The organism is Pseudomonas sp. TWRC1-2 (genome assembly GCF_049896685.1).
GTDB lineage: Bacteria > Pseudomonadota > Gammaproteobacteria > Pseudomonadales > Pseudomonadaceae > Aquipseudomonas.
In genome coordinates this window covers 308,163-334,904 of the sequence record NZ_JAFCUU010000008.1, presented here as the reverse complement: position 1 = coordinate 334,904, position 26,742 = coordinate 308,163, and the positions used below count along the sequence as shown (strand labels likewise).

Annotated in this window: 20 protein-coding genes and 1 pseudogene; 19 read left to right on the top strand and 2 right to left on the bottom strand. The window is 53.3% G+C overall.

Annotation, left to right across the window (positions count from 1 at the left end; translation table 11 throughout):
• The first annotated feature begins 327 nt into the window (after positions 1-327).
• The 12 genes and pseudogenes from ACP7B3_RS23455 (at position 328) to ACP7B3_RS23400 (ending at position 16,177) form a co-directional block, all read left to right on the top strand.
• Positions 328-609 carry a peptidylprolyl isomerase gene (locus ACP7B3_RS23455; protein ID WP_010210937.1) on the top strand — a complete coding sequence of 94 codons (282 nt, stop codon included), beginning with the start codon at positions 328-330 and terminating at the stop codon, positions 607-609.
• Between the two features lie 130 nt (positions 610-739).
• Complete coding sequence (locus ACP7B3_RS23450) at positions 740-2,602, top strand: extracellular solute-binding protein (protein WP_426181130.1); 1,863 nt, start codon at positions 740-742, stop codon at positions 2,600-2,602.
• A complete protein-coding gene (locus ACP7B3_RS23445; RefSeq protein WP_262209148.1) occupies positions 2,602-3,660 on the top strand; it encodes a microcin C ABC transporter permease YejB in 1,059 nt (352 codons plus the stop codon). Before ACP7B3_RS23450 ends, ACP7B3_RS23445 begins: the two co-directional genes overlap by 1 nt.
• The gene (locus ACP7B3_RS23440) at positions 3,660-4,682 is read left to right on the top strand and encodes an ABC transporter permease (RefSeq protein WP_426181126.1); all 1,023 of its coding nucleotides are present in this window, start codon (positions 3,660-3,662) and stop codon (positions 4,680-4,682) included. The genes ACP7B3_RS23445 and ACP7B3_RS23440 overlap by 1 nt, the downstream gene beginning before the upstream one ends.
• A gap of 10 nt (positions 4,683-4,692) precedes the next feature.
• Positions 4,693-6,264, top strand: coding sequence for an ABC transporter ATP-binding protein (locus ACP7B3_RS23435; protein ID WP_426181124.1), 1,572 nt, complete (start codon positions 4,693-4,695; stop codon positions 6,262-6,264).
• A 145-nt stretch (positions 6,265-6,409) separates the two neighbouring features.
• Positions 6,410-7,807: a sigma-54 interaction domain-containing protein gene (locus tag ACP7B3_RS23430; RefSeq protein ID WP_426181121.1), complete on the top strand. Its 1,398-nt coding sequence runs from the start codon at positions 6,410-6,412 to the stop codon at positions 7,805-7,807.
• Between the two features lie 296 nt (positions 7,808-8,103).
• A pseudogene (locus tag ACP7B3_RS23425) lies at positions 8,104-8,607 on the top strand (GntP family permease); the annotation flags it as partial.
• Positions 8,608-8,862: 255 nt separating this feature from the next.
• Complete coding sequence (locus tag ACP7B3_RS23420) at positions 8,863-11,178, top strand: hypothetical protein (RefSeq protein WP_426181118.1); 2,316 nt, start codon at positions 8,863-8,865, stop codon at positions 11,176-11,178.
• Positions 11,171-13,243: a tyrosine-type recombinase/integrase gene (locus ACP7B3_RS23415; RefSeq protein ID WP_426181115.1), complete on the top strand. Its 2,073-nt coding sequence runs from the start codon at positions 11,171-11,173 to the stop codon at positions 13,241-13,243. The genes ACP7B3_RS23420 and ACP7B3_RS23415 overlap by 8 nt, the downstream gene beginning before the upstream one ends.
• Before the next feature lies 1 nt (position 13,244).
• Entirely contained in the window at positions 13,245-14,213 is a 969-nt protein-coding gene (locus ACP7B3_RS23410) for a hypothetical protein (RefSeq protein ID WP_426181112.1), read from the top strand.
• Position 14,214: 1 nt separating this feature from the next.
• Positions 14,215-15,537 carry a site-specific integrase gene (locus ACP7B3_RS23405; RefSeq protein WP_426181110.1) on the top strand — a complete coding sequence of 441 codons (1,323 nt, stop codon included), beginning with the start codon at positions 14,215-14,217 and terminating at the stop codon, positions 15,535-15,537.
• Between the two features lie 448 nt (positions 15,538-15,985).
• The gene (locus ACP7B3_RS23400; protein ID WP_426181108.1) at positions 15,986-16,177 is read left to right on the top strand and encodes a hypothetical protein; all 192 of its coding nucleotides are present in this window, start codon (positions 15,986-15,988) and stop codon (positions 16,175-16,177) included.
• Between the two features lie 194 nt (positions 16,178-16,371).
• Here the strand turns inward: ACP7B3_RS23400 and ACP7B3_RS23395 are convergent, their stop codons facing one another.
• Positions 16,372-16,941: a hypothetical protein gene (locus ACP7B3_RS23395; RefSeq protein ID WP_426181106.1), complete on the bottom strand. Its 570-nt coding sequence runs from the start codon at positions 16,939-16,941 to the stop codon at positions 16,372-16,374.
• Between the two features lie 559 nt (positions 16,942-17,500).
• Here ACP7B3_RS23395 and ACP7B3_RS23390 point away from each other — a divergent pair.
• Together ACP7B3_RS23390 and ACP7B3_RS23385 are read left to right on the top strand one after the other, a co-directional pair.
• Positions 17,501-20,467 carry a TrlF family AAA-like ATPase gene (locus ACP7B3_RS23390; RefSeq protein ID WP_426181104.1) on the top strand — a complete coding sequence of 989 codons (2,967 nt, stop codon included), beginning with the start codon at positions 17,501-17,503 and terminating at the stop codon, positions 20,465-20,467.
• A gap of 180 nt (positions 20,468-20,647) precedes the next feature.
• Positions 20,648-21,283 carry a hypothetical protein gene (locus tag ACP7B3_RS23385; protein WP_426181102.1) on the top strand — a complete coding sequence of 212 codons (636 nt, stop codon included), beginning with the start codon at positions 20,648-20,650 and terminating at the stop codon, positions 21,281-21,283.
• A 257-nt stretch (positions 21,284-21,540) separates the two neighbouring features.
• On the opposite strand, the gene ACP7B3_RS23380 is transcribed toward ACP7B3_RS23385, so the two are convergent.
• On the bottom strand, positions 21,541-22,419 hold the full coding sequence (locus ACP7B3_RS23380) for a helix-turn-helix transcriptional regulator (protein ID WP_426181100.1): 879 nt from the start codon (positions 22,417-22,419) through the stop codon (positions 21,541-21,543).
• Positions 22,420-22,776: 357 nt separating this feature from the next.
• On the opposite strand from ACP7B3_RS23380, the gene ACP7B3_RS23375 reads away from it, so the two are divergent.
• The 5 genes from ACP7B3_RS23375 (at position 22,777) to ACP7B3_RS23355 (ending at position 26,557) form a co-directional block, all read left to right on the top strand.
• A complete protein-coding gene (locus ACP7B3_RS23375; protein WP_010220512.1) occupies positions 22,777-22,923 on the top strand; it encodes a hypothetical protein in 147 nt (48 codons plus the stop codon).
• Between the two features lie 56 nt (positions 22,924-22,979).
• Positions 22,980-23,345, top strand: coding sequence for a 4-fold beta flower protein (locus ACP7B3_RS23370; RefSeq protein ID WP_426181098.1), 366 nt, complete (start codon positions 22,980-22,982; stop codon positions 23,343-23,345).
• Positions 23,346-23,460: 115 nt separating this feature from the next.
• Entirely contained in the window at positions 23,461-24,051 is a 591-nt protein-coding gene (locus ACP7B3_RS23365) for a DUF6338 family protein (RefSeq protein WP_426181096.1), read from the top strand.
• Between the two features lie 550 nt (positions 24,052-24,601).
• Positions 24,602-24,892 (top strand): hypothetical protein, encoded by a 291-nt coding sequence (locus ACP7B3_RS23360; RefSeq protein ID WP_426181094.1) that lies wholly within the window; start codon positions 24,602-24,604, stop codon positions 24,890-24,892.
• Between the two features lie 306 nt (positions 24,893-25,198).
• Positions 25,199-26,557 carry a hypothetical protein gene (locus ACP7B3_RS23355; protein WP_426181092.1) on the top strand — a complete coding sequence of 453 codons (1,359 nt, stop codon included), beginning with the start codon at positions 25,199-25,201 and terminating at the stop codon, positions 26,555-26,557.
• The last annotated feature ends 185 nt before the right edge of the window (positions 26,558-26,742 follow it).

The window sequence follows — 26,742 nt, the reverse complement described above, 5'->3', positions numbered from 1 at the left end:
GGCTTGAATCCGTGGGTAACCCGGCAGGACGCCGGGTTAGCCGCGTTGGGCCATGGATGGCCCGTCGCGGCGGCCCACGGATTCAAGCCGGAGTGAGGGAATGCCGAGCCTAGGCGAGGCACCGAGTGGTGGGGCAAAGACCTTTTGGTTACTTTTGGGGCGTTTGCCAAAAGTGACCCGCTGTAAGAGCGGAACCCTAAGTGGCCGTGACCGCAGCAACGGATATGCCCCCAACCCTAACCCAACCCAAACCCAACGGAACTTTGCCAACAAATAACCGCCTGAATCCGGTACGCTCACCCTTTTTAATTCAAGGAGTTACTCCCCATGGCCAAAGCCACCGCCCGTCACATCCTCGTGTCCACTGAAGACAAGTGCAACGAACTCAAAGCCCAAATCGAAGGCGGCGCCGATTTCGCAGAAATCGCCAAAGCCAATTCCAGCTGCCCGTCCAGCCGCGACGGCGGCAACCTCGGTTCGTTCGGCCCAGGCCAGATGGTCAAAGAATTCGACACCGTCGTCTTCAGCGCCCCGGTCAACACCGTGCAAGGCCCGGTCAAGACCCAGTTCGGCTACCACCTGCTGGAAGTCACCAGCCGCCAGGACTGATCCAGTCTGTGCTGATGCTATAAACAACGGCCCGCCTCTTGGTGGGCCGTTGTGCATGTGATGACTGGCAAGGCTTAAGTCGATAACGTACACATCTCTATTCTTCTTCACCCGGCGCTCAAGGCTGACAATGCGATTGGCTTTTTCCATAAAATTCTGCAGCTCCGCCCTGGCCCTGCTGCTGGCCAGCACCGCTGTGATCGCGGCCCCGCAGACCTACCTCACGGTCTACGGCGAACCGGCCAAGTACCCCGCCGGCTTCAGCCATTTCGACTACGCCAACCCCAACGCCCCCAAAGGCGGCAGCCTGCGGCGCTCGGCCATCGAGATCGGGCGTTTTGACCATGTGCTGCCGTACATCGACAAAGGCATCGGCGTCTCCCAGGTCGACGGCTGGCTCTACGCCCCGCTGGCCCAGCGCTCCCTGGATGAGCCCTACACCGTCTACGGCCTGGTCGCCGAGAAGATGGAGCGCGCTGACGACGGCCTGTCCCTGCGCTTCTACCTGAACCCCAAGGCGCGCTTCGCCGACGGCACGCCAATCACCGCCGAAGACGTGCGCTACAGCTTCGATCTGCTGATGACCCAGGGCAGCCTGCGCTTTCGCACCCTGTTCGCCGACGTCAAGCACGTCGAAGTCGAAGGCGAGCGCCAGGTGCGCTTCGATTTTTCCAGCAATGAAAACCGCACCCTGCCGCTGGATATCGCCACCTTGCCGGTGTTTCCCGAGCACTGGTGGAAAACCCGCGACTTCGCCAACGGCGGCGGCTACGAAGCCCCGCTGGGCAGCGGCCCGTACAAGGTCAGCAAGATCGACTCCGGCAGCACCATCACCTTCACCCGCGACCCGGACTGGTGGGGCAAGGACTTGCCCGTCAGCCGTGGCCTGTACAACTTCGATCACCTGAGCCTGGAGTACTTCGGCGATACCGAAGTGGCCCGTCAGGTGCTGCGCGGCGGTGCCTACGACTTCAACCGTGAGTTCTCCGCCACTGGCTATTCCATCGGCTACAACGGCCCGGCGCTGGACGACGGCCGCCTGCAACGCGCGCACCTGGCCAAAGAGATGCCACAACCGGCCCAGGGCTATGTGTTCAACGTGCAAAAGCCGATGTTCAAGGATCGCCGCGTGCGCCAGGCCCTGGCGATGCTGTGGGATTTTGAATGGGCCAACCGGCAGATGATGCGCAACCTGTACATTCGCCAGCAGAGCTATTTTTCCAATAGCCCGCTGGCCGCCAGCCAACTGCCAACCCAGGAAGAGCTGGCCATTCTTGAACCGCTGCGCGATCAAGTGCCCGCTGAGGTGTTCACCCAGGTGTTCAAGGCGCCGGTCACCGACGGCAGCGGCATGATTCGCGACAAACAGCTGCAAGCCCTGGCGCTGCTGGAAGCGGCGGGCTGGAAACCCAAGGGTGACAAGCTGGTCAACGCCGACGGCGAGCCGCTGGAGTTCACCTTCCTCAATGCCCAGCCCGGCCTGGAACGCCTGCTGTTGCCGTACAAGCGCAACCTGGCGCAGATCGGCATCACCCTGAATATCCGTCGCATCGACTCCTCGCAGTATGTGAACCGCATGATGGCCCGTGATTACGACATGATCGTCGTCGGCTTCCCGGTCACCACCTCGCCGGGCCTGGAGCTGTACAACTACTTCGGCTCGCAGGCGGCTTACGATCCCGGCGCCAATAACTACATGATGCTCAAAGACCCGGCCGTCGACACGCTGATCAGCGGCCTGGTCAAGGCCACCACCCAGGCGCAGATGCTCACTTACGCCCATGCCCTGGACCGTGTGCTGCAATGGAATTACCTGTGGATTCCCAACTACTACCCGCCCGGCACCTCGGCCGCGTGGTGGAACCGCTTCGGCCGCCCGGCGATCGAGGCCAAGAACGACGAAGCCCTGGAAACCTGGTGGGAAATCAGCCCCACGCCACTGACCAATGAACAAATGAACGCCGAGTTGAAAAAACGTGGAGGGACCCGCTGATGTTTGCCTATATCGTGCGGCGCCTGCTGCTGATCATTCCGACACTGGTGATCATCCTGCTGGTCAACTTCGTCATCGTGCAGGCCGCACCGGGCGGCCCGGTTGAACAGGCCATCGCGCATTTGCAAGGGATTGGCGGCGGCGGCATCGGCGGCGGTTCCGGCGAAAGTATCAGCGGCTCCCGCGCCAGCCGCGGCCTGGACCCGAAACTGATCAAGGACATCGAAAAACAATACGGCTTCGACAAGCCCGCCCCGGAACGCCTGTGGCTGATGCTCAAGAACTACGCGCAGCTGGACTTCGGCAACAGCTTCTTTCGCGGCTCGACGGTGATCGACCTCATCCTGGAAAAAATGCCGGTGACGATTTCCCTCGGCCTGTGGGCCACGTTGATCACCTACCTGGTGTCGATCCCCTTGGGAATTCGCAAGGCGGTGCGCCACGGCAGCAGTTTTGACGTGTGGAGCAGCACCGCCATCGTCATCGGTTACGCAATGCCGGCGTTCCTGTTTGCGATGTTCCTGATTGTGGTGTTTGCCGGCGGTACGTCGCTGAACTGGTTCCCGGTGCGCGGGCTGGTCTCGGAGAATTTCGACGAGCTGAGCACCGTGGGCAAGGTTGCCGACTACTTCTGGCACCTGGTGCTGCCGGTCACCGCGCTGGTGATCGGCGGGTTCGCCACGCTGACCATCCTGACCAAAAACTCTTTCTTGAATGAAATTACCCGCCAATACGTGGTCACTGCCCGCGCCAAGGGTTTAAGCGAACGGCGCGTGCTCTACGGCCACGTATTTCGCAACGCCATGCTGCTGGTGATCTCGGGGATTCCCCAGGCGTTTATCAGCGTGTTTTTCGCAGGTTCCCTGCTGATCGAGGTGATTTTCTCCCTCGACGGCCTGGGCCGCATGAGCTATGAAGCCGCCGTGTCCCGTGACTACCCGGTGGTGTTCGGCTCGCTGTTTATCTTCACCCTGTTTGGCCTCTTGATAAAACTCATCGGTGACCTCTGCTACACCCTGGTGGACCCGCGTATCGACTTCGCCGCGAGGAACGCCTGATGCTTAATCTGTCTCCGGTGCCGCGTCGGCGTTTCGAGCGCTTCAAGAAAAACCGTCGCGGCTGGTGGTCGCTGTGGCTGTTTATCGGCCTGTTTATCCTGACCCTGGGCGGCGAGCTGATCGCCAATGACAAGCCCTTGGTGCTGAGCTTCAAAAACGAGCTGTATTTCCCGGTGTTCAAGCGTTACACCGAGCAGCAGTTCGGCGGGCAACTGCCGTTCCAGGCCGACTACCGCAGTGACTACGTGCAAAAGCTGATCAAGCAGGACGGCGGCTGGATGCTGTTCCCGCCGATCCCGTTCAGCGATGACACGCCCAATTACGAACTGAGCCGCCCTGCCCCCAGCCCGCCCTCGGCGGTGAACTGGCTGGGCACCGATGATCAGTCCCGCGATGTGCTGGCGCGGGTGATCTTTGGCGCGCGCGTGTCGATCCTGTTCGCGCTGGCGCTCACCGCCATCAGCGCCGCCATCGGCATTGCCGCCGGCGCTTTGCAGGGTTATTACGGCGGCTGGGTGGACTTGCTGGGCCAGCGCGTTCTGGAAGTCTGGTCCGGGCTGCCGGTGTTGTACCTGCTGATCATCCTGTCAGGGTTCGTCGAGCCGAATTTCTGGTGGCTGCTGGGGATCATGGCGCTGTTTTCCTGGCTGGCACTGGTGGACGTGGTGCGCGCCGAGTTCCTGCGCGGGCGCAACCTGGAATACGTCAAGGCCGCACGCGCCCTGGGCCTGGGCGATGGCAAGATCATTGGCCGGCATATCCTGCCCAATGCCATGACCGCCACCTTGAGCTACCTGCCGTTTATTTTGACCGGGGCGATTTCCACCTTGAGCGCCCTGGATTTCCTCGGGTTCGGCATGCCGGCAGGCAGCGCGTCGCTGGGCGAGCTGATCGCCCAGGGCAAGCAGAACCTGCAGGCGCCCTGGCTGGGCCTGACGGCGTTTTTCACCTTGGCGCTGATCCTGTCGTTGCTGGTCTTTATCGGCGAGGCATTGCGTGATGCCTTCGACCCCCGCTCATGAGTGACTGCCTATGAACCTCATTGAAATCCGCGACCTCAGTGTCGCCTTCAGCGGCCAGACCGTGGTGCGCAACCTGTGCCTGGACGTGCGCCAGGGCGAATGCCTGGCGCTGGTCGGCGAGTCGGGCTCGGGCAAGTCGGTGACGGCGCATTCGATCCTGCAACTGCTGCCCGAAGCCGGCACGCACACCACAGGCTCGGTGAAGTATCGCGGCCAGGAACTGATCGGCGCCTCTGCCGCCACGTTGCAGAAGCTGCGCGGCAACCGCATTGCAATGATCTTCCAGGAGCCGATGACCTCGCTCAACCCGCTGCACAGCATTGAAAAACAGATCGGCGAAACCCTGCTGCTGCACAAGGGCCTGGGCGGCAAGGCGGCGCAGGCGCGCATCCTTGAATTGCTCGAACTGGTGGGTATCCAAAAGCCCAGGGAGCGCCTCAAGGCCTATCCGCATCAGCTCTCCGGCGGCCAGCGCCAGCGCGTCATGATCGCCATGGCCCTGGCGTGTGAGCCGGAACTGTTGATCGCCGATGAACCGACCACCGCGCTGGACGTGACCGTGCAGCGCAAGATCCTGCTGCTGCTCAAATCCTTGCAACAACGCCTGGGCATGTCGCTGCTGCTGATCAGCCATGACCTCAACCTGGTGCGCAGCATTGCCCAGCGCGTGTGCGTGATGCGCGGCGGTGAGATTGTCGAGCAGGCCGACTGCCAGACGCTGTTCAACGCACCGCAACACCCGTACAGCCGCCTGTTGCTGGATGCCGAGCCGGCCGGCGATGCGCTGTGCAGTGATGAGCGCGAAACGGTGTTGCAGGTCGATGACCTGACGGTGCAGTTCCCCCTCAGCGGCGGGTTGTTTCAGCGCAAGACCTACCTGCGCGCAGTAGACGGCATCAGCCTCAGCGTGCAGCGCGGCAAGACCCTGGGGATTGTCGGCGAGTCTGGCTCGGGCAAATCGACCCTGGGCCAGGCGATCCTGCGCCTGCTCGATTCCACCGGCAGCATCCGCTTCCAGGGTGAAGCGCTCGACCCGCTGAATAATCAGCAAATGCGCCCGTGGCGCAAGCAGATGCAGGTGGTGTTCCAGGACCCTTACGGCAGCCTCAGCCCACGCATGTCGGTGGAACAGATCATCAGCGAAGGCCTGGAAGTGCATGCGCCGTGCAGCCTGGCCGAGCGCGATGCGCAAGTGGTGCAGGTGCTCAAGGACGTAGGCCTCGACCCGGCCAGCCGCCACCGTTACCCCCACGAGTTTTCCGGTGGGCAGCGCCAACGCATCGCCATCGCCCGCGCGCTGGTGCTCAAGCCGGCTCTGATGCTGCTGGACGAACCGACCTCGGCGCTGGACCGCACGGTGCAAAAACAGGTGGTGGCGTTGCTGCGTGAGTTGCAGGAGAAATACGGCCTGACCTACCTGTTTATCAGCCATGACCTGGCCGTGGTGCGCGCCATGGCCCATGACATGATCGTGATCAAGGATGGCAAGGTGGTGGAGCGCGGTGCGAGCCATAGCGTGTTCGAATCGCCACAGCATCCGTACACCAAAGAGCTGCTGGCGGCGGCGCACATTCCCTTGTAGGAGCACTTTCTCCCCTGTGGGAGCGGGCTTGCCCGCGAAGGCGGTGTGACAGCCAATACCTGCGGCACTGATACACCGCTTTCGCGAGCAAGCCCGCTCCCACAGGATTGCGACCCCACCCTCCATTTGTGTTGGCGGCATAAATATGAACATCAGCGACAGCCTCAAGGACTACCAACAGGTTCGCGGCCTGGCCATCCAGTCGCTGTTCGAAATCATCGAGCAGTCCAGCGAAGGCACGGTGATTGTCGATCGCGACGCCAATATCGTGTGGATGAACGAGCGCTACGCCAAGCGCTTCGGCCTTAAAAGCGCCGACGAAGCCATCGGCCAACCGTGCGAGCAGGTGATTTCCAATAGCCTGCTCCGCCAGGTGGTGCGCAACGACCAGCCGATTCTGCTGGACATCCAGGACACGCCCAAAGGCCCGCTGGTGGTGATGCGCCTGCCCATTCACGATGATGCCGGCGCGGTGATCGGCGCGATTGGCTTTGCGCTGTTCGATGAGTTGCGCAACCTCTCGCCGCTGATCGAGCGTTACCTGAGCATGCAGCAGGAACTGGCGTCCACCCGCTCGCTGCTGCGCTCGCGGCAGAGCAAATACAACTTCGCGCATTTTATCGGCACCAGCGCGGCCAGCCTGGACGTCAAACGCCGGGCGCGGCGCAGTGCGAATGCGCAGTCGCCGGTGTTGCTGCTGGGTGAAACCGGCACCGGCAAAGAATTGCTGGCCCAGGCGATTCACGGCGCCTCGCCGCGTGCACACAAAGCTTTTGTCAGCATCAACAGTGCGGCGATTCCCGCGGACCTGCTTGAAGCCGAATTCTTCGGCACTGCGCCGGGGGCCTTTACCGGCGCCGACCGCAAAGGCCGTCCCGGCAAACTGCAGATTGCCCAGGGCGGTACGCTGTTTCTCGACGAGATCGGCGACATGCCTCTGCCGTTGCAAAGCAAACTGCTGCGGGTGTTGCAGGAAAAGGAATACGAACCGGTCGGCTCCAACGAAATGCTGCACAGCGATGTGCGGGTGATTGCAGCCACGTCCATGGACCTGGAAGCGGCGATCAAGCGTGGCGAGTTTCGCGCGGATTTGTATTACCGCCTGAATGTGCTGCCGATCCAGGTGCCGCCGTTGCGCGAACGCCTGGATGACATTCCGGCATTGAGCGAGGCGATCCTTGAGGAGCTGCGCAGTCAGCATGAACTGGACCGCGAGGCACTGGCGTTGCTGGCGCAGCATGCGTGGCCGGGGAATATCCGCGAGCTGCGCAATGTGCTGGAGCGCGCGGCGTTGTTGAGTGATGACCTGGTGTTGGATGCCAACGAGATTCGCGCCGCGATTGGCACGTTCAGCCCGGTAGCGCGTGGCGCCGTGGAGACCGTTGAGGGCGAGACGTTTGCGGCGGCGCGGGAACGGTTTGATCGGCAGGTGATTGAGGCAGCGTTGGCGGCGTGTGAAGGCAACGTCGTGGAGGCAGCCAAGCGGTTGGGGCTGGGCAGGTCGACGCTGTACAAGAAGATGGTGGCGCTGGGCATTGCCTAGTCTCAAACCAGAGACAAAATTCCAAATTTGTAGACATCCTAATGTGGGAGCTGGCTTGCCTGCGATAGCGGCCTTCCAGTCAGCACACCTGTAGCTGAACCACCGCCATCGCAGGCAAGCCAGCTCCCACCTTCAATCTTCGCTTGTCTCCAAATAGAGATAAAACTCCGGAGCACAGCTTAAAAGCAAAATAATATTCTTATATTTCAGCAAGTTGCGCAGTTGGCACACATCTCGCTATAGCCCCTCTCCAACGCATCACCCACAAAAATAACAATTCGATCTGGAGACACACCATGAGTGTGATCATTGCCCTGGCAGCCCTCGCGCTGCTGATGCTGGCCGCCTACCGTGGCTACAGCGTGATCCTGTTTGCCCCCATTGCCGCCCTTGGCGCCGTATTGCTCACCGACCCGTCCGCCGTCGCCCCTGCGTTTACCGGGGTGTTCATGGAGAAAATGGTCGGTTTCATCAAACTGTATTTCCCGGTGTTCCTGCTCGGCGCGGTGTTCGGCAAGCTGATCGAGCTGTCGGGTTTTTCGCGTTCGATTGTGGCCGCCGCCATCCGTTTGCTCGGCACGCGCCAGGCGATGCTGGTGATTGTGCTGGTCTGTGCCCTGCTCACCTACGGTGGCGTGTCGCTGTTTGTGGTGGTGTTTGCGGTTTACCCGTTTGCGGCAGAGATTTTTCGCCAGAGCAATATCCCCAAGCGCCTGATTCCGGCGACCATCGCCCTCGGCGCGTTTTCGTTCACCATGGACGCCCTGCCGGGTACGCCGCAAATCCAGAACATCATCCCTTAGTTTTTCTTTTATAACTATGTAAACCAAACGCCAATAGTTTACTATCCAAAAAATGTAAACCTTGAGGCAGCTAGCTATGAGAGAGAAAAAGAGGATTGGAGGCTATCTAGGGCCCCAACGAACTCGTGACTTGAACCTTGAGTCAACTTTCTTCTCTCTGCTTTGCGCACGCCTTGCCTTTCACCGCATAGCTTCAACCCCTGGCTTTGCCCCGACTTCTCGTACCGGTTCTCTGCGCGACGGGGTCGGCTCGTGAACGATCTTCCCCGAGATGATGATTTCCTCGACCCAGTAGCTGCTGTGACTTTTGAGCCCGTTAAAGCGGCAGAGTCGAAGGACAGTACAGGTACGAGCAACAGAAGCCCCGATACCACTGGGGAGGATGTGAAGTTTCAGCTACCAATTACTGAGGTGACGGCATCGAATGGAAGAGTTGTTCGTTGCACATACGTAAATCATCCAGGCTTTAACCCCAAGACTAATATCTGTATGAGTCTGCATTATATTGTAGTCAAGAGCTGTCCATCCAGAAGTGCGCCGTGGGGTTATTTGCTAAGAAGGGCAATTATTCATCTTTTGGACTTTATTCTTAATTATAACTCACGACATGAAACCCAGCTTCACATCGTACATATCAAAGACCTCACGACTACCGTCTTCAAGAGCTTCATTAATTACCTAAGGAAATTGGGAAAAACCCAAAATCTCGCTTTCATAATTAAATCTGCAATCACGTCAACTGCGCGCGAAACGGGGATGATTCCCTTCCTAGATCTACCGCAGGTAACTGTAGAGAAAGGCACGTCTACGGAGCCTCTATATGAAGATGGTGTAGACACGCTCACCAAAGCGACATCCACGGTCGCGGACGCAATACATCAGAAGATTAAAACTCGAGAAATCATTGACAGCGCCAAGCCATATACCCTTGAGGAAATTCATTCCCTGATACAAAACCGGCCAACAAAAGAAGACATATTGGTCTGGTACAAACACCGTTTAGATAACGGCTTACCCATATCGACACCCTCAATAATTAAGCGCATCAAGAAGTGCGATGACCCGGAAATCAGAGTGATCGCGCAGAGCGATAATATACTATTGGAGATAGCCGATCTGTACAGTCGCTCGAAAAAAAACATCATTATTCCAGACGACTATGATCCTAAGTTTAACTTAACACCGTCTTTTATTAGGATTATCCTGGATCCGCACAGAGTGACAAAAACACTGGTCGACCACAAATACCCGCACGGTCTGACAGAGCACGAATCAAAAAACATATATAGCTCTGCGTTGTTATTAAATTTCAATGCTTGCGACGACATCCTTAAGTTCATGCTCTGGAAGCTACTACGAACACCTTCCTATCGGACTGCAAACAACCTTCCTCCTATGATGAGCCTTGACGACCACTTGGCTCTTTATTATCCGACGGCTGAAGAAATGGCAGCAATCGCCTTGCTGATGATGCTCCAAGCGGGTTGGAACAAAGAGTCCGTAATGGATATTGACAAGGATAATTTCGAACACGGTTTGACTGCAACCATTGAAGAAAACCAAAAAATTATTTTTTCAGAAAAATTCCGAAGCCAAGGCAGAGATGTACCGTACGAAAACCCCAAAAAAGTAATTGCTCGTAGCGACAGTGAGAATCCATACTCTCTTTATAGCTTAATTCTGTTGGCGAAGGATTTTTCGGCCCCCTTGGCTCCCTATGCTGAGCATTTGATTGACCCCCTAAGAAACAAGAAGGTTAATACAATGTTCTCGTACATGCGAACTTCAAATGGTTGGAAGGGATCTGTACCGGTCGCCACCCTTGATCTGTCATTGATGTTCTCGGTCGCGGTAAATAAATTTCTTCAAGAAAACGAAGTGATTGACAATGGCGTAAGACTGACTTCGGCTGGAACTTTGACACATCGATTGCGTGCAACATGGTTTTTCCTTAACAAGGATGAAACGGCATTTGCCTTCCTTTCCCAGCTTATGGGGCACGAGTCCCGTGAGACTACGGACGAATTCTATGATAATTCGTCAACGGCCAAGATCAAGCGTACAAAACGTCTTCGTAATGTGCTTGAGCATGTAGTGAAGCTACTGCGCGCCAGGAAGCTTAAAGGTCTTTTGAGTAAAGAGGCTAGGCAGATTAGCAATGCAAAACTCAGCATCTTCCACCTACCCTACTTTGAAAGGGCCCTGTGGGCCTGCGCCAACCGGAATAAACCTGATTGGCCAGGAGCAACTAAATTGGCAAAAGGTGATAAATGCAAAGCTTTGGAACAGTGCATTTTTTGCAGCCAGTTGCGCGTTCTGCAAGATTCATTACCCTATTTAATTGAGCGCGCAGCTCATGTGGATGAACTTCTCCGAGACAGGGTTCATACGGAATTCGGAACTCGACTGGAAGCTGAGAGAGATGTTCTTAACGATATCTTGGATAACTGGAACGACGATCAAGCCATGAATGAGGCTATCCGTTATCGTAACCTCAATTCTCCGATGCTACCTCGCCAGATGCAAGACCTCAAAATGATCTTCAAAACGGGTGATTTAGATGAGTGATGAACAATATAGGCAGTCTCTCATCGATGAATTCGAGCACGATGTCTGCGATGCAGCGGAAATAGAGCTAGAAAGCCTCTTGATTGAGTCTGAGCATACGAACCTGCCCAAAGACAGCGACCTGATTCGAAAACTCGAAGTGAGCCAAGGTCAGTTCCCCGTCTCGAAACACTCAAATTATCACGATAATCCGTGGAGATTAGAGACCCACAAGTTTGGTTATTCGTGCGCAATTTATTTCGACCATGTCACCCTTGGCGCAAATGAGCTGAAAAGAGCACTTTCCTATTATTTGTTGCCGGAGAACACCGTTCTGCGGGGAATCAAAAGCAATCGGACGACTCTTGCATACTGCTACGACTTTACGCTACTAGAGAAATACTTATTTGTCGAAAATCACCTTGAGGTTACGCCTGAAGCTTTGGCGATGATCAGCGTCAATATGATAAACCATGCACTAGATAACGTCAGGGAAAAAGAAAGCGCACAGTGTTATCTCGGGTTATTTCGGATGATCAAGATCTGGATCTCTCTTTCCGAACAACACCTTATTCCACCGCACCTGCGAATTGATGTAGCGCTAGGCAAGATAGAAATCCCTGAGCGCCGGGCAGACATCCATGAAACTTTGAAAGGCAGCCTTCAGACTTGGGTCTCATTTTCGGAGGAAGACCTTGGCCACCTAATGGAGTACGCACTTTTTTGGTTGGAGAAAGCAGCCCCTCAACTCGAGAAGATAATACCTGCTATCGAGGACATCGCCGAGCGCGGCGACAACGGGAAAATTCAAAGAGCACACATCGACTCGGCCTTAGAGAATTCTGTCCATATAGTAATAGGCGATAAGACGGTGATGGAACTCAATCGCGCTAAATATTTCCGTGCCAATCGCGGGGCAGATTACTGGCGCTATACCTGGCAGACAAATTACGCTAAAGCGCTAGACCACGTTAGAAATTCACTTTTCATTATGGTCGCCTTGATCAGCGGTGCTCGGGCCTCAGAGCTAGCACCGCTAAGCATCACCGACATTTCTAATGATAGGCCAGATGGATCCGGAGATTACTGGTTACGCATCGTACGCTGGAAAACCGCACAAGACCCAAACTATACTGGGGAAATTGAGTATCTGCCACTTCCGCGCTTTGTCGCAGAGTCTGCATTGCTTTACCACAAGCTTTGTAGCGCGGGTCGCAAAACTAGGCCTCATTGGCTATTTCAATCCAATTTCAACTCCACCCCGCTGAACAGTTTTACCCCCCAGATTCTGGAAACGGTAATCAGCCAGCTCAGAAATGAGTTGCCAATCGACCGGCTGCACATTCATCGATTCAGAAAAACTATTGCCGAAATTTTGATCAACCAAGATGAGCGAAACATTGAACTCATCAGGGCTCTGTTTGGCCATAAATCATACAAAATGACGATGCAATATATTGCTCGTAACCCCGCCATGGTGAGATGCGTTGCATTAACAATCGAACAGTCTTATACCGAAGAGCTTCATGAGATCATCACTGCTATTCGGTATGGCTCCTTTTCGGGAGAAATTGCTAAGCGCATCTCCGAAAGAATGGCTGAAAAACCAAGTGATTTTGTCGGTAGGCAGTTGAAAATATCACTGCTCGACTACGTATCAAACCTTCTAGCGGGCGGTGAGCCTTTGTTCATAAAACGAACGGCGATCGGTACTTTCTGTGTGACAGCAGAAATTTTTAATATGGACAATTTACCCCCTTGCATAAAGGGTAGAAATTTTGGCGATGAACAACCCCGCCCCGATCCTAGTAACTGTCACTATGAATGCCGGAAAATTGTAGTGGTGGATAAAGCTAGGGCGGCATTGATGGACAACATCAAGTTTTATGAAAGAATTTTAGACAATACGGAAGTAACACTTCCCGATCGTACTCGTCGAGAAATCTTCAGCAAAGTAGAGTCATACAAATTTCACTTACACAACCTACAAGCGAGTAACCTACACGCATACAATTCTGAATTTGATGATTTGCAATCTGAGCTATCAACTGATTCGGCGCTCGACATCAAGTTTGTGGAGGTATGACATGATCAACGACACTCGGCAACGGCTTATCAACGTAATAATTCATCATCATTTCTCCTCCACTGGAAAAAAACTCAAGGTAGGAAAAATAGCAGATGAAGCAGGAATTACGAGACAAGCTTTCCATCGATATTATGGTGACCTGCTTGGTTACATAAAAGGAGAGAAGCCTGTCGGCGAACTTCTGCCTAGCAGCAATCAAGAGTCCGTAAGCGACCTATTAATCGAAAGTCAAAGTCGTGTAGTTGCACTTGAGAACGAACTGTCCGCCATAAAAGACAGGCACAACACGGAGCTAAAAAAGACTCTCGACAAACACATTACATCATTAATGAATAATGACATTACATTGTTCGAGACTGACGACATCAGAATTACTCTCGAAAAACAAACTACACTCATACAAAATTACTCAGAGCAAATAGTTAGCCTGAAAGCACAAATTACAAAATCAAAAATTATGTCTACAAACGAAAGCATGTCCTCCACAATAGGATCGAGAGTAGTCCTCGATCCGAAATTAGAATCAGCCATGGCGTCATACAAACAAGACCGTGACTACAATGCCTACCTAGATTCTAAAGACAAAGAAATTGCGAGACTTTTAACCAAAGTCAATAGCTTTACTGATAATAAAAACAAGCTTATTATTTTTATAGACAAACACTTATGCGATCTATCAAATTTTTTGGAAATGCTTCCCCCTTCAAAATCATCTGAGATCGTCCTAAGAGCACCTATATTTACCGCGATAGAATTGAGAAATTTGATTAGCAAAGTGACTGCCCCAATTCGAATTTCGGTTTTTATTCCAGACTTTATTTCAGTTGCAGAAGCGAATGCTCAAAGAGCTTTTCGCTCTACAAACTTACCAATTGAAGAGATCAAACTTTCGGAAAAAGCCGACCACATATATCTCACAAAAGGGATAGACAGCGTCGTATACTTTTGCGCTAAAAACGGAAAGTAACATGATAAACATTACAAAAAAAAAGCTAAACTATGTGAGCAGCGAGCTAGATATTCCGGTGCAACATTTTATACTTATCCATGATGGCGCAAAACAAAGCACTTTGCTCAGCCACGTGAACCTTTTCCTTTATCGATGCACGCGCGCATCGCTAAAAACATCTTCTAGATACGCCAGCGCAATCTCCATGTTCTACCGCTATCTATCTACTCAGAAGGAATTCTTAAACAGAGCGCCTAGTTTATATTATTTATTCGCAACAAATAAGAATATCAATCGTTGGCAAACTTCCCGGGAACGCAGGAGAGTTGCTCGTAATGCTGTAAGCCCCTCGACAGAAACCATCTTTGAGGACGCAAAGTTGCTTATGAATTTTTTCAGATGGTTGGGTGATGCTGGCTTTGCAACCAGCGTGAACATCCAACTCAGAACTTGGATACCTCCATACAAAAGCTCCAGATATCAGCAATATGTATCACTTATGGCAAAAAATGTTATTGACGCAACAAGTATCAGCGTATTGGACAAGCTCAACCGCCAGTCTTCATATAGCGGCCTTGTATCTCCTGGTGAAATTAGAGAACTACTGGAAAACTATAACGACCCGGTCTACTCGGCTCTTTTTTATTTCGCATTAGGCACAGCCATGAGGCCGATGGATTTATGCAAGTTTCCATACTTCGGGAATGGGGAAAACCGTCACATCATGCCCTTTTCCTCTATGAACCTCGACCTTCCAACCACCCAGTACACTATCAACGATAGCAAGGGAAAGAAAACCAGGACAATTATTATCCATCGTGATGCCCTAAAGGATTTGGAAGAAAACTATATAGCCCCATATTATGCAGAGCGCGCCAAAAAATATTTGAACATATACGGAAAAAAACCTCCACTTTCTATACTTTTCTTGAACAAGGATGGGCATCCCGTAACCCCCGACAAAATCGCTTCACGCACGACGGCAGCGAAGAAAAAAATATTGAAAACCAACCCAAATCTACGGCCAAATCTTCGTTTTTATGACAGCAGAGACTGGTGGCCGACTCAATATTTAATTCGATGCTTTGGCGACGAACTACTGAAATCTAACGAAGGCCTATATAATTTGGCTATCGCGCAGATCTTGCAGAGCCAGATGGGGCATAGCCAACTTAAAACAACGTTTACACACTATATCGACATGGCCCGAGTGGTATTGTCTATACACAAGGGAAGGAGAACGGAAATCCTGAAGGCAGCCGATTATAAAGCCTCTGATTTCATTGGCTTACTTATAAAAATCGAAGATGAATCGGAAATATCGCCGCGCCAGGCCGATTAAAATTTAATTTATTACAAGCCTTACGCTCTTCCCCTGCGATATCTGCAGCGCGAAAGGTACATACTACGATATTAAGCACTACATTGTGATCAGTGTCTGTAATTGAGGCCCGTAATCTCGTCGTCATGACCAGCAGGAAAGAGTAACCTCGCTTTCCTGTACAAGTAGCCCCGGAATACTCTCGTTCTCCCGCCTTCGGGCTTTCATACTCGCGCCTGGGCGTCACTCTTGCATGAGGAGAGATTGCGTGACCTCGCACACCAATAATTCTGCTATTTTCTAGGATTGGGGTATTTTTTCGAACCTAGAGAGACGGCCGTAGAGTCTCATCGGCGCGCACTGGGGAGAGAGCCGAGCACCTCCTTAAGGCGTTTGTCGGCCGCCGAATAGACGTCTCCTACTACTCCTACATACTGCCCTTAATCCTCCCAGACATAGGACTAAACCGATGGCATGGCTCTTTTGGAAAGACAAGCGACCTCCCTGGATACAGGCGGAAGAACGAGAGTTCATCAAAGCAGCCAACAGCCTGAAGACACTGCAGGTGACACAACGAGGCGGCATGAGAATTGACCCCGAAGAACTCAGAGATCAGATCCTAGCCGCACGAGAACTGTACAAAGATTTGGTTGAGAAATAGTGATGCTGGATGTCCTGCCTACGCTGTACTAAATCCGGCCCGTGCCGCGAGACACGTGCAGACCTAACGAACGAGGTTCGGCAGGAATCGAATGGTGGCCCCTGCGATACCGGGCACCTGCGCCACTGCGGCCCCCGCCCACTAGGCTCACCCTGGTGAATGTCCTATTAACCAGTCAAGTACGTCGTAAATCCTTAGGGTTCCCAGGCACTGCATCCCGCCTCTAGCAAGCGTACTCGGGGGTGCTGCTTTGGAAGCTGCTGGCTAACTTCAAGGAGCTTCTCTTGCAACCAGGATGCATCCTGCGCAGAAAACGAGTAGCCCATCTCTTCAAGTTCTAGTTCGAAGCCACCCTCCTCTATGGTTCGAACCGCGACAAAGGTGCCCGCGCTTTGCGTACCTTCAAGAAGCTCAGTGCTAGCATTCTCAACGGGAAAAACACCTGTAGCACTGAACTGCCATACGCCACGCGATAATCGATACTTTCTTTTGAGCAGGCCCTCGTAACGGAGTGCTGCCGTCGCGCTTTCTGCATCCGTTTGTTCCGTCATGGCCAGAGCTTCGGAAAGGCAAAAGGCAATATCCGCCGCTACTTCCGAGCCGACATCGATCCCTTCGAATTCAAACTCAATACTCGCGCCCCCTCCCTCGATACCTGCAACACGGCATTCATAGCGATCATCGAACTCCCGACCCCGCCAGCAGAGAAATTCCCGCTTGAAAGAGAGAGTGCTAGTCAAATCAGGTGCCTCAAGCATATGCATTTACCGTCCCGGCCAAATACAAACATAAACGGTTTGTCGTTCAAAAAACTTTAGCGGACATGAAAAATAATTATGACCACGTTGCCGCGATGACATGAATGTTCGTGGAATTCTCTATGCGCGCCCTTCGGGGCGGCTGTCGTGAACCGAGCCGCTCGCCGCGTCTCGGCCCAATGGGCTTCCATCCTCGCACCTCGGCCTCGCGGCCTGCGCGATCCGCTTGCCATCAGACTCACAGCCGATTTCTGATACCACACGCCCCCGAAGTATTTGATGCCTCTCTTCACCTACTCCTCGTAGAACCAGCTCGAATTACTACCCTTCTCATGCCAAGCACTAAAGTCCTCGCTTGGATATGCCGCCCCCTCCTCCCCTTGCACTGCAAATGGATCATTGGCGATTTATCCGCCCCTAGATAAGCGCACTCGCCCCATCGGGTGCAGATTGACACAGCTAACCGAATCCAAAATAGTGGCACGGTGACAGCTCATGCTCGCGCTCCGCCTGCTCGGGCGTCGTGACCGCAATGTGTCTCCCATCTGCCTACTAGGATGTAAATATGCAGACTGAACCAAAGCCTCTTTCCTCTGGATCTCGCTGGCTTCGATGGGATCCCCACGTACACGCACCAGGCACGTTGTTCAACGATCAGTTCAGAGGTGATTGGGAGGGCTATCTCAGAGCTTTGGAAGAAGCGTCACCCGTCATCAGCGCGATTGCGGTGACGGATTACTACCTGCTTGATACCTACAGACAGCTGGTTGAGCACAAGCAGGCGGGCAGGCTTGCGAGCTGCGAGCTTCTTTTCCCCAATGTCGAAATTCGCTTCGATGTGGGAACCGCCAGATCCTGGATCAACGCTCATCTACTGGTATGTCCCGATGAAGAAAATCACCTAGAAGAGCTTGAGCGCTTTCTTGCCTCGCTTACTTTCAAGGCTTTCGACGACGAGTTCAGGTGCACCCCAAGCGATTTGAGAAGGCTTGGAAGACGAGCGAACCCTGACATCCAAGATGACCAAGCGGCCCTGCGCCATGGTGCTGAGCGCTTCAAGGTTTCGTTTCAGGAGCTGAAGGACAAGCACAAAAACAGCCAGTGGGCACAAGCCAACCTCATCATCGCAGTCGCGGCAAAGGAGAATGACGGTACCTCCGCACTGAAAGAGGGTGCAGATGAGGTTTTGCGCCAGGAAATTGAGCGGTTCGCGCATGTCATTTTTGCCTCCAACCCGAACCAAAGGGATTTTTGGCTAGGTAGAAAAGCTTTATCCGCGGAGAGCTTGGTTGAGCGGTACAACGGCCTAAAACCGTGCTTGCATGGCAGCGATGCCCATCAAACTGCCAAGACTGGGGCGCCTGATGGGAAGAGATTTAGCTGGCTCAAGGGAAGCCCTACCTTCGATACGCTTCGTCAGGCTTGTATCGATCCGGCAGGCAGGGCTTTCATTGGAGAGGAACCACCGCCTTACGGAAATGCTTCCGAGGTCATCTCCCAAGTCGATATAACCAATGCACCATGGCTCAAGACACCATCCCTGGCTCTGAACCCAGGCCTGATTGCCGTGGTAGGCGCAAGAGGCTCAGGAAAGACCGCGCTGGCTGACATCTTGGCGGCAGGCTGTGACGCACGGGGCAACGCAATTACAGGGCACTCGTTCTTAGTGAGAGCCCAAGACCACCTACAAAATGCTGAAGTAAATATCACCTGGTGCAACTGTGACACGCAGGCCAGCCCGCTCAACCAGACGACTGACGATGAGTTCGTGTACCCAAGAGCTCGGTATCTGTCGCAGCAGTTCGTGGAGGAGCTTTGCTCAGCCGATGGTATGACGGACGGCCTCCTGGCAGAGGTCGAGCGGGTAATTTACGAGTCGCACTCCCCCACTGAGCGTGAGGGTGCCATCAGCTTCAATGACCTGAGAGACATCCGTTCTGAGCGATATCGAGAGGCTAGGCGGCGGGAGGAGGAATCACTCGGCAATTTGTCAGAGAGAATCAACACCGAACTCGAAAAACGCAGCCTCGTGCTCCAGCTGACTACGCAGGTGCAGGAAAAAGATTCGCTGGTCAAACGACTAACCGAAGACAGAAGCAAGCTTGTCGCGAAGGGCTCAGAGGTCAGGCTGTCCAGACTGCAGTTACTGACCGCCGCCTCAGAAAAGGTTGCCGGCTATGTGAGGTATTACAAAGCCCAAGAGCAGCAGACTCTTCTGATGCAGGATGAGGTCAACAATGTTCGCCAGGTCGTGGCGCCCAGTGATCTAAGAGACATCCAAGCACGCCATACCAAAAGTGGTCTGGGTAATGATGAGTGGAGTGCTTTCTTCAGGGACTACGAAGGCGACGTCGGAGCCATCCTATCGAATATGCTGCTCAAGGCTCAAAAGAACAGAGACGCATGGATCGGAACCCCACCGGCTCCGAACGAACACTCTCAACAGGCGTTTATCGCTGAAGGCGCCAAGCTTGAAGAATGCAATCTCTCGTTGCTGCAGGCAGAAATTGATCGACTCCAGCAGTTGGTCAGCGTCGACCAAGACACCGCCAAGCGATTCAAAGAGCTATCAACAAAAATAACCACGGAAGCTGAGCTATTGCGGGCCAGCAGGGAGAAATTAACCGACCATGTCGGGGCCTCCCAACGTCTCGAAGTCTTGGTGAGTGAACGGTGCGATTCATACAAGCGCGTTTTCTCTGCCCTCATTGCTGAGGAGCAAGTTCTCCAGGAGCTCTACTCGCCCATCAAACAGCGCCTGGAAAGCGCCCAAGGAACTCTCAACAAGCTTTCTTTCTCGGTAGCTCGAACTGTCGACATTGAGGCATGGTTAGCCGAGGGTGAGTCCTTGCTCAACCTATCTAAAAAGGGCCCTTTCAGAGGCCGGGGTACCTTGCGCGAAAAAGTGCTCGAGTCGCTGAATACTCCCTGGCTCTACGGGGATGACGAGACTGTGCTAGCTGCGCTGAGAGAGTTTATTAAGAACTACCATGAACAGCTCGTTGAGCATGCGCCAGTAGCCACATCGGATCTGGCAGAGTATCGGCGGTGGACGAAACGCTTAGCCCAATGGCTCTACGGTACTGACCACATTTCTGTACGTTACGCCATAAATTACGACGGCGTCGAAATCCAGAAGCTCTCTCCTGGCACCAGAGGAATTGTGCTGTTGCTGCTTTACCTTTCGCTTGATGCGAAAGACAGCCGGCCACTGATCATTGATCAACCAGAAGAAAACCTCGACCCCAAGTCAATCTACAACGATCTCGTCCCACTGTTCATGGCCGCCAAGTCGACTCGACAAGTCATTATGGTGACCCACAACGCCAACTTGGTTGTGAACACGGATGCCGACCAAATCATCATCGCCGAATGCGGCCCTCATGGTAATGGGCAGCTACCTCCTATCACCTACCTATCGGGTGGACTGGAGGACAAATTGATCCGTGAGCGGGTATGCGAAATTCTTGAAGGTGGTGAGACCGCGTTTAAGGAGCGTGCTCGTCGACTGCGGGTTCGACTGTCTAGGTGAGCGGCAAATGACCAATAGCAATAGCAATAGCACAGACGTACCAGGCAGGGTTTATCAAGCCCGCTGTGATCCTAAGCGCGTGCAGATAGAAGAACGGGCCAAGGCACTCTCAGAGGCTGGCTACCCGCTGCCGGAAGATGACCCCGCTATGCATGCTGAACAACGATTGAAAAAGGCTAGATGTCTGAGCAGTTGCATTTCACTCGCCAGACCCTGCTGGCTGCATCGGATTTTATTGAGAAAGCAGGAACAAACGCAGGCTTTGATTTGATGGTGCAACGGCTTGAGCTTGATCAGTGGGTACCTTTCGGAGGTGAGCTGTCGGTTCCGAAAAAAAGAGTTGTATTCAACAAGATACTCTTGGAACGGGCTGGGCTGGTTTTCTGGGCTCGAGAAGGTCAGATGACGCATGGCGAAGCCCTGATTCGTGAAGCCGTTCGGCTCATGAGCTTGCCTTCCGTACATGAGCAACAGGAACAATTCGAGCGCTGCCTAGCGCCGGATAGGTTCACTGTTTCCTGGGATGCTGGCGACTGCGGACAGGGCGCACCTCCTTGGCTAAGGCGAAGCTTGCCAAAAAATGTGTATTTGCCTGCGGGCGATGATCAAGTTCACCAGCACCTGAAACGATTTGGTTTCGTCAGATCTTGCGGTCATCTTGATCAGGCTATTGACGCGCATACGAGAGGCGACTGGGCGGCAGCAAACGCGCAGATCAGGACATTCATCGAGAGCCTCGTTCTGGAGATAGCAACGCAGATTGCGTCCGCTGACCTCCCTCCTCACCCGGGCTTGAACAACGGTTTTCAAGCGTAGGCCAATCGCGGTTTTTTATCGGAAAGCCGTTCAGAATGGAGCCAAGATGGGAAAGGCATGCTCAACGGGTTGATGAAGATGTTGCACTCAGATGGTTCCCATAAAGGCCTTTCGGATGAAGACCATTCAACGATGCGTCTTCATATAGCTTTGGTGGCCAGTCGGGCACTCTTGAATCGACTGGCCAACAACGGGTGAGGAACAAATAGTGCCTGTTACGAACAGTTTTTCTCCAGTGATGCGCCTCTGGCGGGCAATTAATTAGGACTTTGGTAGCCAGGAGCGAACATGGAGCTCTCTACTCCGTAAAGCGCCAGAGGATCCTTGAGCCATAGTCGGTAAGCCTTGTCCGTGATGCTGTGATCAGGTGAGCAATCGACATGGTACTGCTGCAGTACGTAGCCTGCCATGGCGGCGCGAACGCGTAGTTTGAGCACGCCATCAAGCATGTCGTAGTCACGCTTCACGATCTCTGTAGAGTCCTTATCGGGATGCGGAACGATGGGTAATTCGAGCATCCGATTCCATTGATCATCGTGCTTCGGCGTTTCTTCGTCTCCAGCTTTCTCACCCATCTGGATCTCGGCATGCCCTACTCGAGTTAGAACGAAGTCTGCAAACTTTTTACGTTTCCGATCAAACGCCCGGACGTGCCAGCGAAGACCGTCACAACCAATAGCGAACGGTACGATGCTTCGCTCTGACTGACCTGAACCGGAGGTGTAGCTGATTTTAACGACCCGCTTGAGGTGAATTGCCCGGGTGATGGGCGCTAAAACTTCCACCTTAGGTTTGCTGAGCAACGAAACCGACTCGTGGGGGATCAGCGGCTTTTCATATGAATCCAAGCCATAGCCGAACCCCTGCGAAAGCGCAGTGAGAACTCGCTCAGACGCATGCGCGATCAAAGGGGAGAAAGATTCGCGCATTACATACTGCTTCGTTACCGTGTCGAGTTCCGTGTTCTGGGGAGCAACGTCCTTGTACTGAGCGAAATCACGAGTGGCGGCAGCGGCGCCTACGCCAAACCTATCCATGAGATCCGCACGTGAGACGGCGCCCGTGAAGTAGAGGCGGAAATCGATGTACACCAGGCGCTCCCGTTGCGCTTGGCTGTACTCGCTCAAATCAATCATGTCATCTCCATCGAATCTAAAAGTCGGTCAAGCCCGTCACCTTTCACGCAGCATAACACATGAGCAGTTGACGTCATCAAAATGATGATGATAGGCTTTGCAAATGGCTCCGATACATATTCATCACTAGCACTACGAAGAGGCTTCTGAGCCTGCATTGGACTAGATGGTGGAAAGCCAGAAACAAAAAAGCCGATCAAGTTCGCACCTTGACCGGCCTTTGGGAAAAGACATCTGAACAGACTCCAGATGTCTCTCGCGCTTCGTTGAAGAAAGCTTTGCGATGGTAGCCCCTGTGGGCTCCTTTCGCAAGGGAGCGAGTTCTGTGTTTGAGCCTACCTCAGCAGGAGACATTTTATGTCCCAGATTGAGATGTTCGAAAAACCCGACGAGGAGGGTGAGGTCATCTATCGCATGACCATCACCACCAAAACCGGGAAGGTGATTCGACGTGCAAACGGTCAGCCGTTTCGTATCGTCATTCGCCCTAAAGCAGCCAAGTAATTTGGCTGCTTAACAGAGCTCGGGGCACATAAGTGCCCTGTTCTCCCATTGCTGCAATGAAGAGCCTCATGAGCCTAGATTTCTATGATATGCAACACAAGCCGATCGCGTATACAGATGACGACGAGCACTTATATGCATACTGTGGCCGTCCACTCGCCTACTTTCACGATGGTTCGGTCTACTCCTATCCAGGCTTACACCTAGGATTTATCGCGAATGGCTACATTCGCGATAATCACGGCCACCTCGTGCTACGCACACCAGAGTCAGGGGGTGGCTCAATGAAGATGTGGCTCCTACCCCCACCACCGAAGGGGCCCAAGCAAATGCGATATCTCAAATGTCGAAGGCGTCCCAAATTTTATGCTCTGATGCGTCTCTTTCAATCAAAGATACCTGGGGATGAGTTTTTCTCTTGATAAGAGATGACATGCCGCTCTCTCGGCCATGGTTAAGAACGATAGCGGTGTAAGCACCGGCTTTGAGCCAACGAATGATTCAGGCGTCCGCCCAATCAAGTAAGAGAGACAGGCAATGGAAGATCTAGCAACGAAAATCATCCCATTGGTACAGACGCTTGTTCCTGGCTTTCTGACTACCATGATTTTTTACTGGCTGGCCGATGTTAAAAAGCCTGAGCAGTTCGAGCGCACGGTTCAGGCGCTCATAAGTACAGGTCTCATAACGATGCTGGTGTCAGGCATCAAGGTGTTATTGATCTACATAGGCGCACACTATTTTCAGCTGGGAGAGTGGTCGGTTCAGGTAGAGGGCGTTTGGGGGGTAGGCTTGGCAGTATCTTTAGGCTTGCTCTTGGCCTTCGCATCGAACCACGACTACCTGTACAGATTTGGGAGGTGGCTGACCTTGACGTCTCGCTCGTCGTATCCCGAGTGGATTTATGCCTTCCGCAAACGTGAAGGCAAAAGCGTGGTGCTTACCCTGCTTGATGGACGGCGATTATTCGGGTACCCGGCGGTATGGCCAACCGAGCCTAAAGATGGGCACTTCCTCATTACACAGCCGAGCTGGATGAACGAAGAGAATGAGTGGGTCGACACGCCCGGCATCGAGAGTTATTTGATTGCAAACAGCGATGTGTACCTAGTCGAATTTCTAGAGTAGGAGATCAGAAGTGAATAACGAAAATAAACCTAATCATCACGTGCTTGAACAGCGAACTGGTAATGAGGGGATGAATGTTAATCCTCCTGCACCAGCTAACATTCGTCCCTCAGCACCACCGCCTGCGCCCCCTAAAGCGCCGAAAAAATAGAGGTCGAAATGTACGAGGAAAGAGGTATATCTCCCCAACCACGCAAACCGAGTGGCGGACATTCAAATCCACCCAAGCCATTCGCTCAGCGCCCGGCAACTCCACCTAAGGCCCCACCACCACCCACCAAAAGGTAATCCCATGACAAACCAATCTGACGGCAAGGTTCATGTAAATAATGGCATAAACAAGCAGACTACCAGCCAGAGGCCTGCTGCTCCCCCGCCACCGCCGCCTCCGAAAAGGTGAGATGTGTCCGCACAGTCCTGCAACGAGTGTATTGATGCCCTTCGGGGGTGCGGCCTGAAAACTTACGACACAGGCATACCCGAGGTTGATGCTTGAAAATTCATAGCTTAATCTCGATCATGCCATCAATAGCTCAACAAGGAGTGATAGATGTCAGTATTCATGGTGACATGGAGTTTGAACAAAGAGCACGGCTCCTACGCCTACAATCAAGCAAGAGCCGCGCTAATTGAGCATCTGGATCGTTATCAGAACGTCACAGATCACGGGCTGGAGTCGGTACGATGGGTTAGCTCCAGCGCTACAGCGGAACAAGTCTGCGTAGACCTGAGGAGTAGGCTCGATCCGAATGACCGGCTTTTTGTAACCCAGGTTATTGCTGGCGCCCATCAAGGATGGCTGGATAAAGCAGTATGGGATTGGATCAATGCTCGGCTTTAGCCGCCGCGAACGCTCATACAGCAGCCCTCGGGCACATCCTGTCTAAGACGCTTTAGATTCTGCAGCGCCCCCCGCGTCGGCACGGTAGGGATCTCAGCTAGTGACTGGGTCACATGTTCGAAACTTCGGCCCAATCTGATTAAATTTGATGGTGCTTGAATGCTTGAAATGGCGGCACCTGCGATTTGACCGCCTACGTTAGACGCATGGATTTATTAGATCTCTGACGTCGCCCAGTTTCAAATTTCCAGCATAAAAACCTAAATTGTCTTGAACCGCGTAGCAGGACACCGCAAGGAAGTGATCATGTGCAGTGATGCCAACAAAGCCTCCTCCCAAGCTAAGGCGGAGATCCAAAATCCAGCATCCTCCAAAAAAGAGCCCAGCTTCTTTGCTTCTGAGTGGGGCTCGTTTCTACTTGCGTTAGCTAGCGTATCCAGTGCTGCTTTCATTTCCGTCTGTAGCGGCCCGATCCTTACGGAGCTTGGCCGTGTCACAGACTTAAATTTTCAGGAAAGTTTTAAGCACACTATCAGTGCTCTCGTACTCTCGACTATTGCTCTGTGGCTGGTTTATCGACGGGAGCGCGCGTTGAGTGCGGTCACGGACGAGAAGGAGCGCCAGAATGAAGTGATGCAGGTGAGCTTGCGTAAGCAGAATGAGGAAATGGAAAGCAGATTGACCTACCTCCCCCCCCGACAGTTCATTCAGGAATATGTAGACACCCAGGCCACCATCGGTCTGCTACGCAGGGCATCCAAAACTGATCCCACTATCACCCGAGAAAAAGTAGCTGAACATATGCGCTCCATGCTGGACAGCATTCTCGCGCTGACAAGGCTGTGGGACGGGGTATCAGGTACCAATAAGCATGTTGCTTACCAAGCCAATATCATGAGTGTTTTTCCTAAGGACGAGGTGGAACTGGACAGCCTTGTGCTCCCGCAGCAGATGCCTGAACCAGAGGAGGCATATCACGAAGAAGCCGATATTCAGGCTAGTGAGGGGGCGGCACAACTTGCAGGCACCGCTGGTGAGTCGGGCGCAGGGGCTCAGGCCCAGATCAATTCAGCATCACCCGAAACGGCGCGGGCTCGACGTTTTACCCGTGAGGTTTGGGTTATGCATGACCATTTTTTCCTGCACAACCAGAATTATGAGGTTGCACTGCAGCGCTGCTCAGGCATCCTATTTCTAGAAGATGAACTTACAACCACTTCATCAGGCGGTGATAGAGCAGATACTGGACTTGACCAGGTATGCCTACCCTACACCTTGGATATGGACTTCGATGCTGAGTTCCACCATCCTAATCTTCCTGGAGCGCCGCGCGTCGCGTCGTCAGGGCAGCCTGAGTATATCTCCAACACATCGAGCGTGGTGAGCAGTTGGGTTACCGCCCAACGTGAAGAAGTCAGCGAAATGAACGGCCGATATGAGCAAAAAATCGGTAAGTATTACCGTGACCTGAAGCATGCGAAATCCATCCTAAGCTTACCGGTCTTTCATGACGATGAGCTCATCGGCGTCTTGAATGTGAGCCGCAACGCTGAGAACATGCTGCTAAACGCAGACCGAGCTGATCAATTCGCCCAATTTATGGTGCCGGTTTGCTACCATCTAGGCAAGATGTTAGCGTTACTGAAGACCACTCGTGACTCCTGACGTACCTATCGGAGGTTTATCATGACCAGTGAGGTTCGCGTTACTCTGGTTCGCAAAGCTTGTGCTTCGAAACCTAAAACACGCCCTAAGACTGCCGAAGAGATCAGCAGAGAGCTGTCTGCTCGTGCCCGCAGAATTTTGGCTGGCGAGATTCTAGAATCGAATGCCAAGCATTTGAATAGCTA

What these genes read in the sequence shown, in the direction of transcription:
- ACP7B3_RS23455 (WP_010210937.1), top strand. Translation starts at nt 328, where the DNA reads ATGGCCAAAGCCACCGCCCGTCACATCCTCGTGTCCACTGAAGACAAG.
- ACP7B3_RS23450 (WP_426181130.1), top strand. Translation starts at nt 740, where the DNA reads ATGCGATTGGCTTTTTCCATAAAATTCTGCAGCTCCGCCCTGGCCCTG.
- ACP7B3_RS23445 (WP_262209148.1), top strand. Translation starts at nt 2,602, where the DNA reads ATGTTTGCCTATATCGTGCGGCGCCTGCTGCTGATCATTCCGACACTG.
- ACP7B3_RS23440 (WP_426181126.1), top strand. Translation starts at nt 3,660, where the DNA reads ATGCTTAATCTGTCTCCGGTGCCGCGTCGGCGTTTCGAGCGCTTCAAG.
- ACP7B3_RS23435 (WP_426181124.1), top strand. Translation starts at nt 4,693, where the DNA reads ATGAACCTCATTGAAATCCGCGACCTCAGTGTCGCCTTCAGCGGCCAG.
- ACP7B3_RS23430 (WP_426181121.1), top strand. Translation starts at nt 6,410, where the DNA reads ATGAACATCAGCGACAGCCTCAAGGACTACCAACAGGTTCGCGGCCTG.
- ACP7B3_RS23415 (WP_426181115.1), top strand. Translation starts at nt 11,171, where the DNA reads ATGAGTGATGAACAATATAGGCAGTCTCTCATCGATGAATTCGAGCAC.
- ACP7B3_RS23410 (WP_426181112.1), top strand. Translation starts at nt 13,245, where the DNA reads ATGATCAACGACACTCGGCAACGGCTTATCAACGTAATAATTCATCAT.
- ACP7B3_RS23405 (WP_426181110.1), top strand. Translation starts at nt 14,215, where the DNA reads ATGATAAACATTACAAAAAAAAAGCTAAACTATGTGAGCAGCGAGCTA.
- ACP7B3_RS23400 (WP_426181108.1), top strand. Translation starts at nt 15,986, where the DNA reads ATGGCATGGCTCTTTTGGAAAGACAAGCGACCTCCCTGGATACAGGCG.
- ACP7B3_RS23395 (WP_426181106.1), bottom strand. Translation starts at nt 16,941, where the DNA reads ATGCATATGCTTGAGGCACCTGATTTGACTAGCACTCTCTCTTTCAAG.
- ACP7B3_RS23390 (WP_426181104.1), top strand. Translation starts at nt 17,501, where the DNA reads ATGCAGACTGAACCAAAGCCTCTTTCCTCTGGATCTCGCTGGCTTCGA.
- ACP7B3_RS23385 (WP_426181102.1), top strand. Translation starts at nt 20,648, where the DNA reads ATGTCTGAGCAGTTGCATTTCACTCGCCAGACCCTGCTGGCTGCATCG.
- ACP7B3_RS23380 (WP_426181100.1), bottom strand. Translation starts at nt 22,419, where the DNA reads ATGATTGATTTGAGCGAGTACAGCCAAGCGCAACGGGAGCGCCTGGTG.
- ACP7B3_RS23375 (WP_010220512.1), top strand. Translation starts at nt 22,777, where the DNA reads ATGTCCCAGATTGAGATGTTCGAAAAACCCGACGAGGAGGGTGAGGTC.
- ACP7B3_RS23370 (WP_426181098.1), top strand. Translation starts at nt 22,980, where the DNA reads ATGAAGAGCCTCATGAGCCTAGATTTCTATGATATGCAACACAAGCCG.
- ACP7B3_RS23365 (WP_426181096.1), top strand. Translation starts at nt 23,461, where the DNA reads ATGGAAGATCTAGCAACGAAAATCATCCCATTGGTACAGACGCTTGTT.
- ACP7B3_RS23360 (WP_426181094.1), top strand. Translation starts at nt 24,602, where the DNA reads ATGTCAGTATTCATGGTGACATGGAGTTTGAACAAAGAGCACGGCTCC.
- ACP7B3_RS23355 (WP_426181092.1), top strand. Translation starts at nt 25,199, where the DNA reads ATGTGCAGTGATGCCAACAAAGCCTCCTCCCAAGCTAAGGCGGAGATC.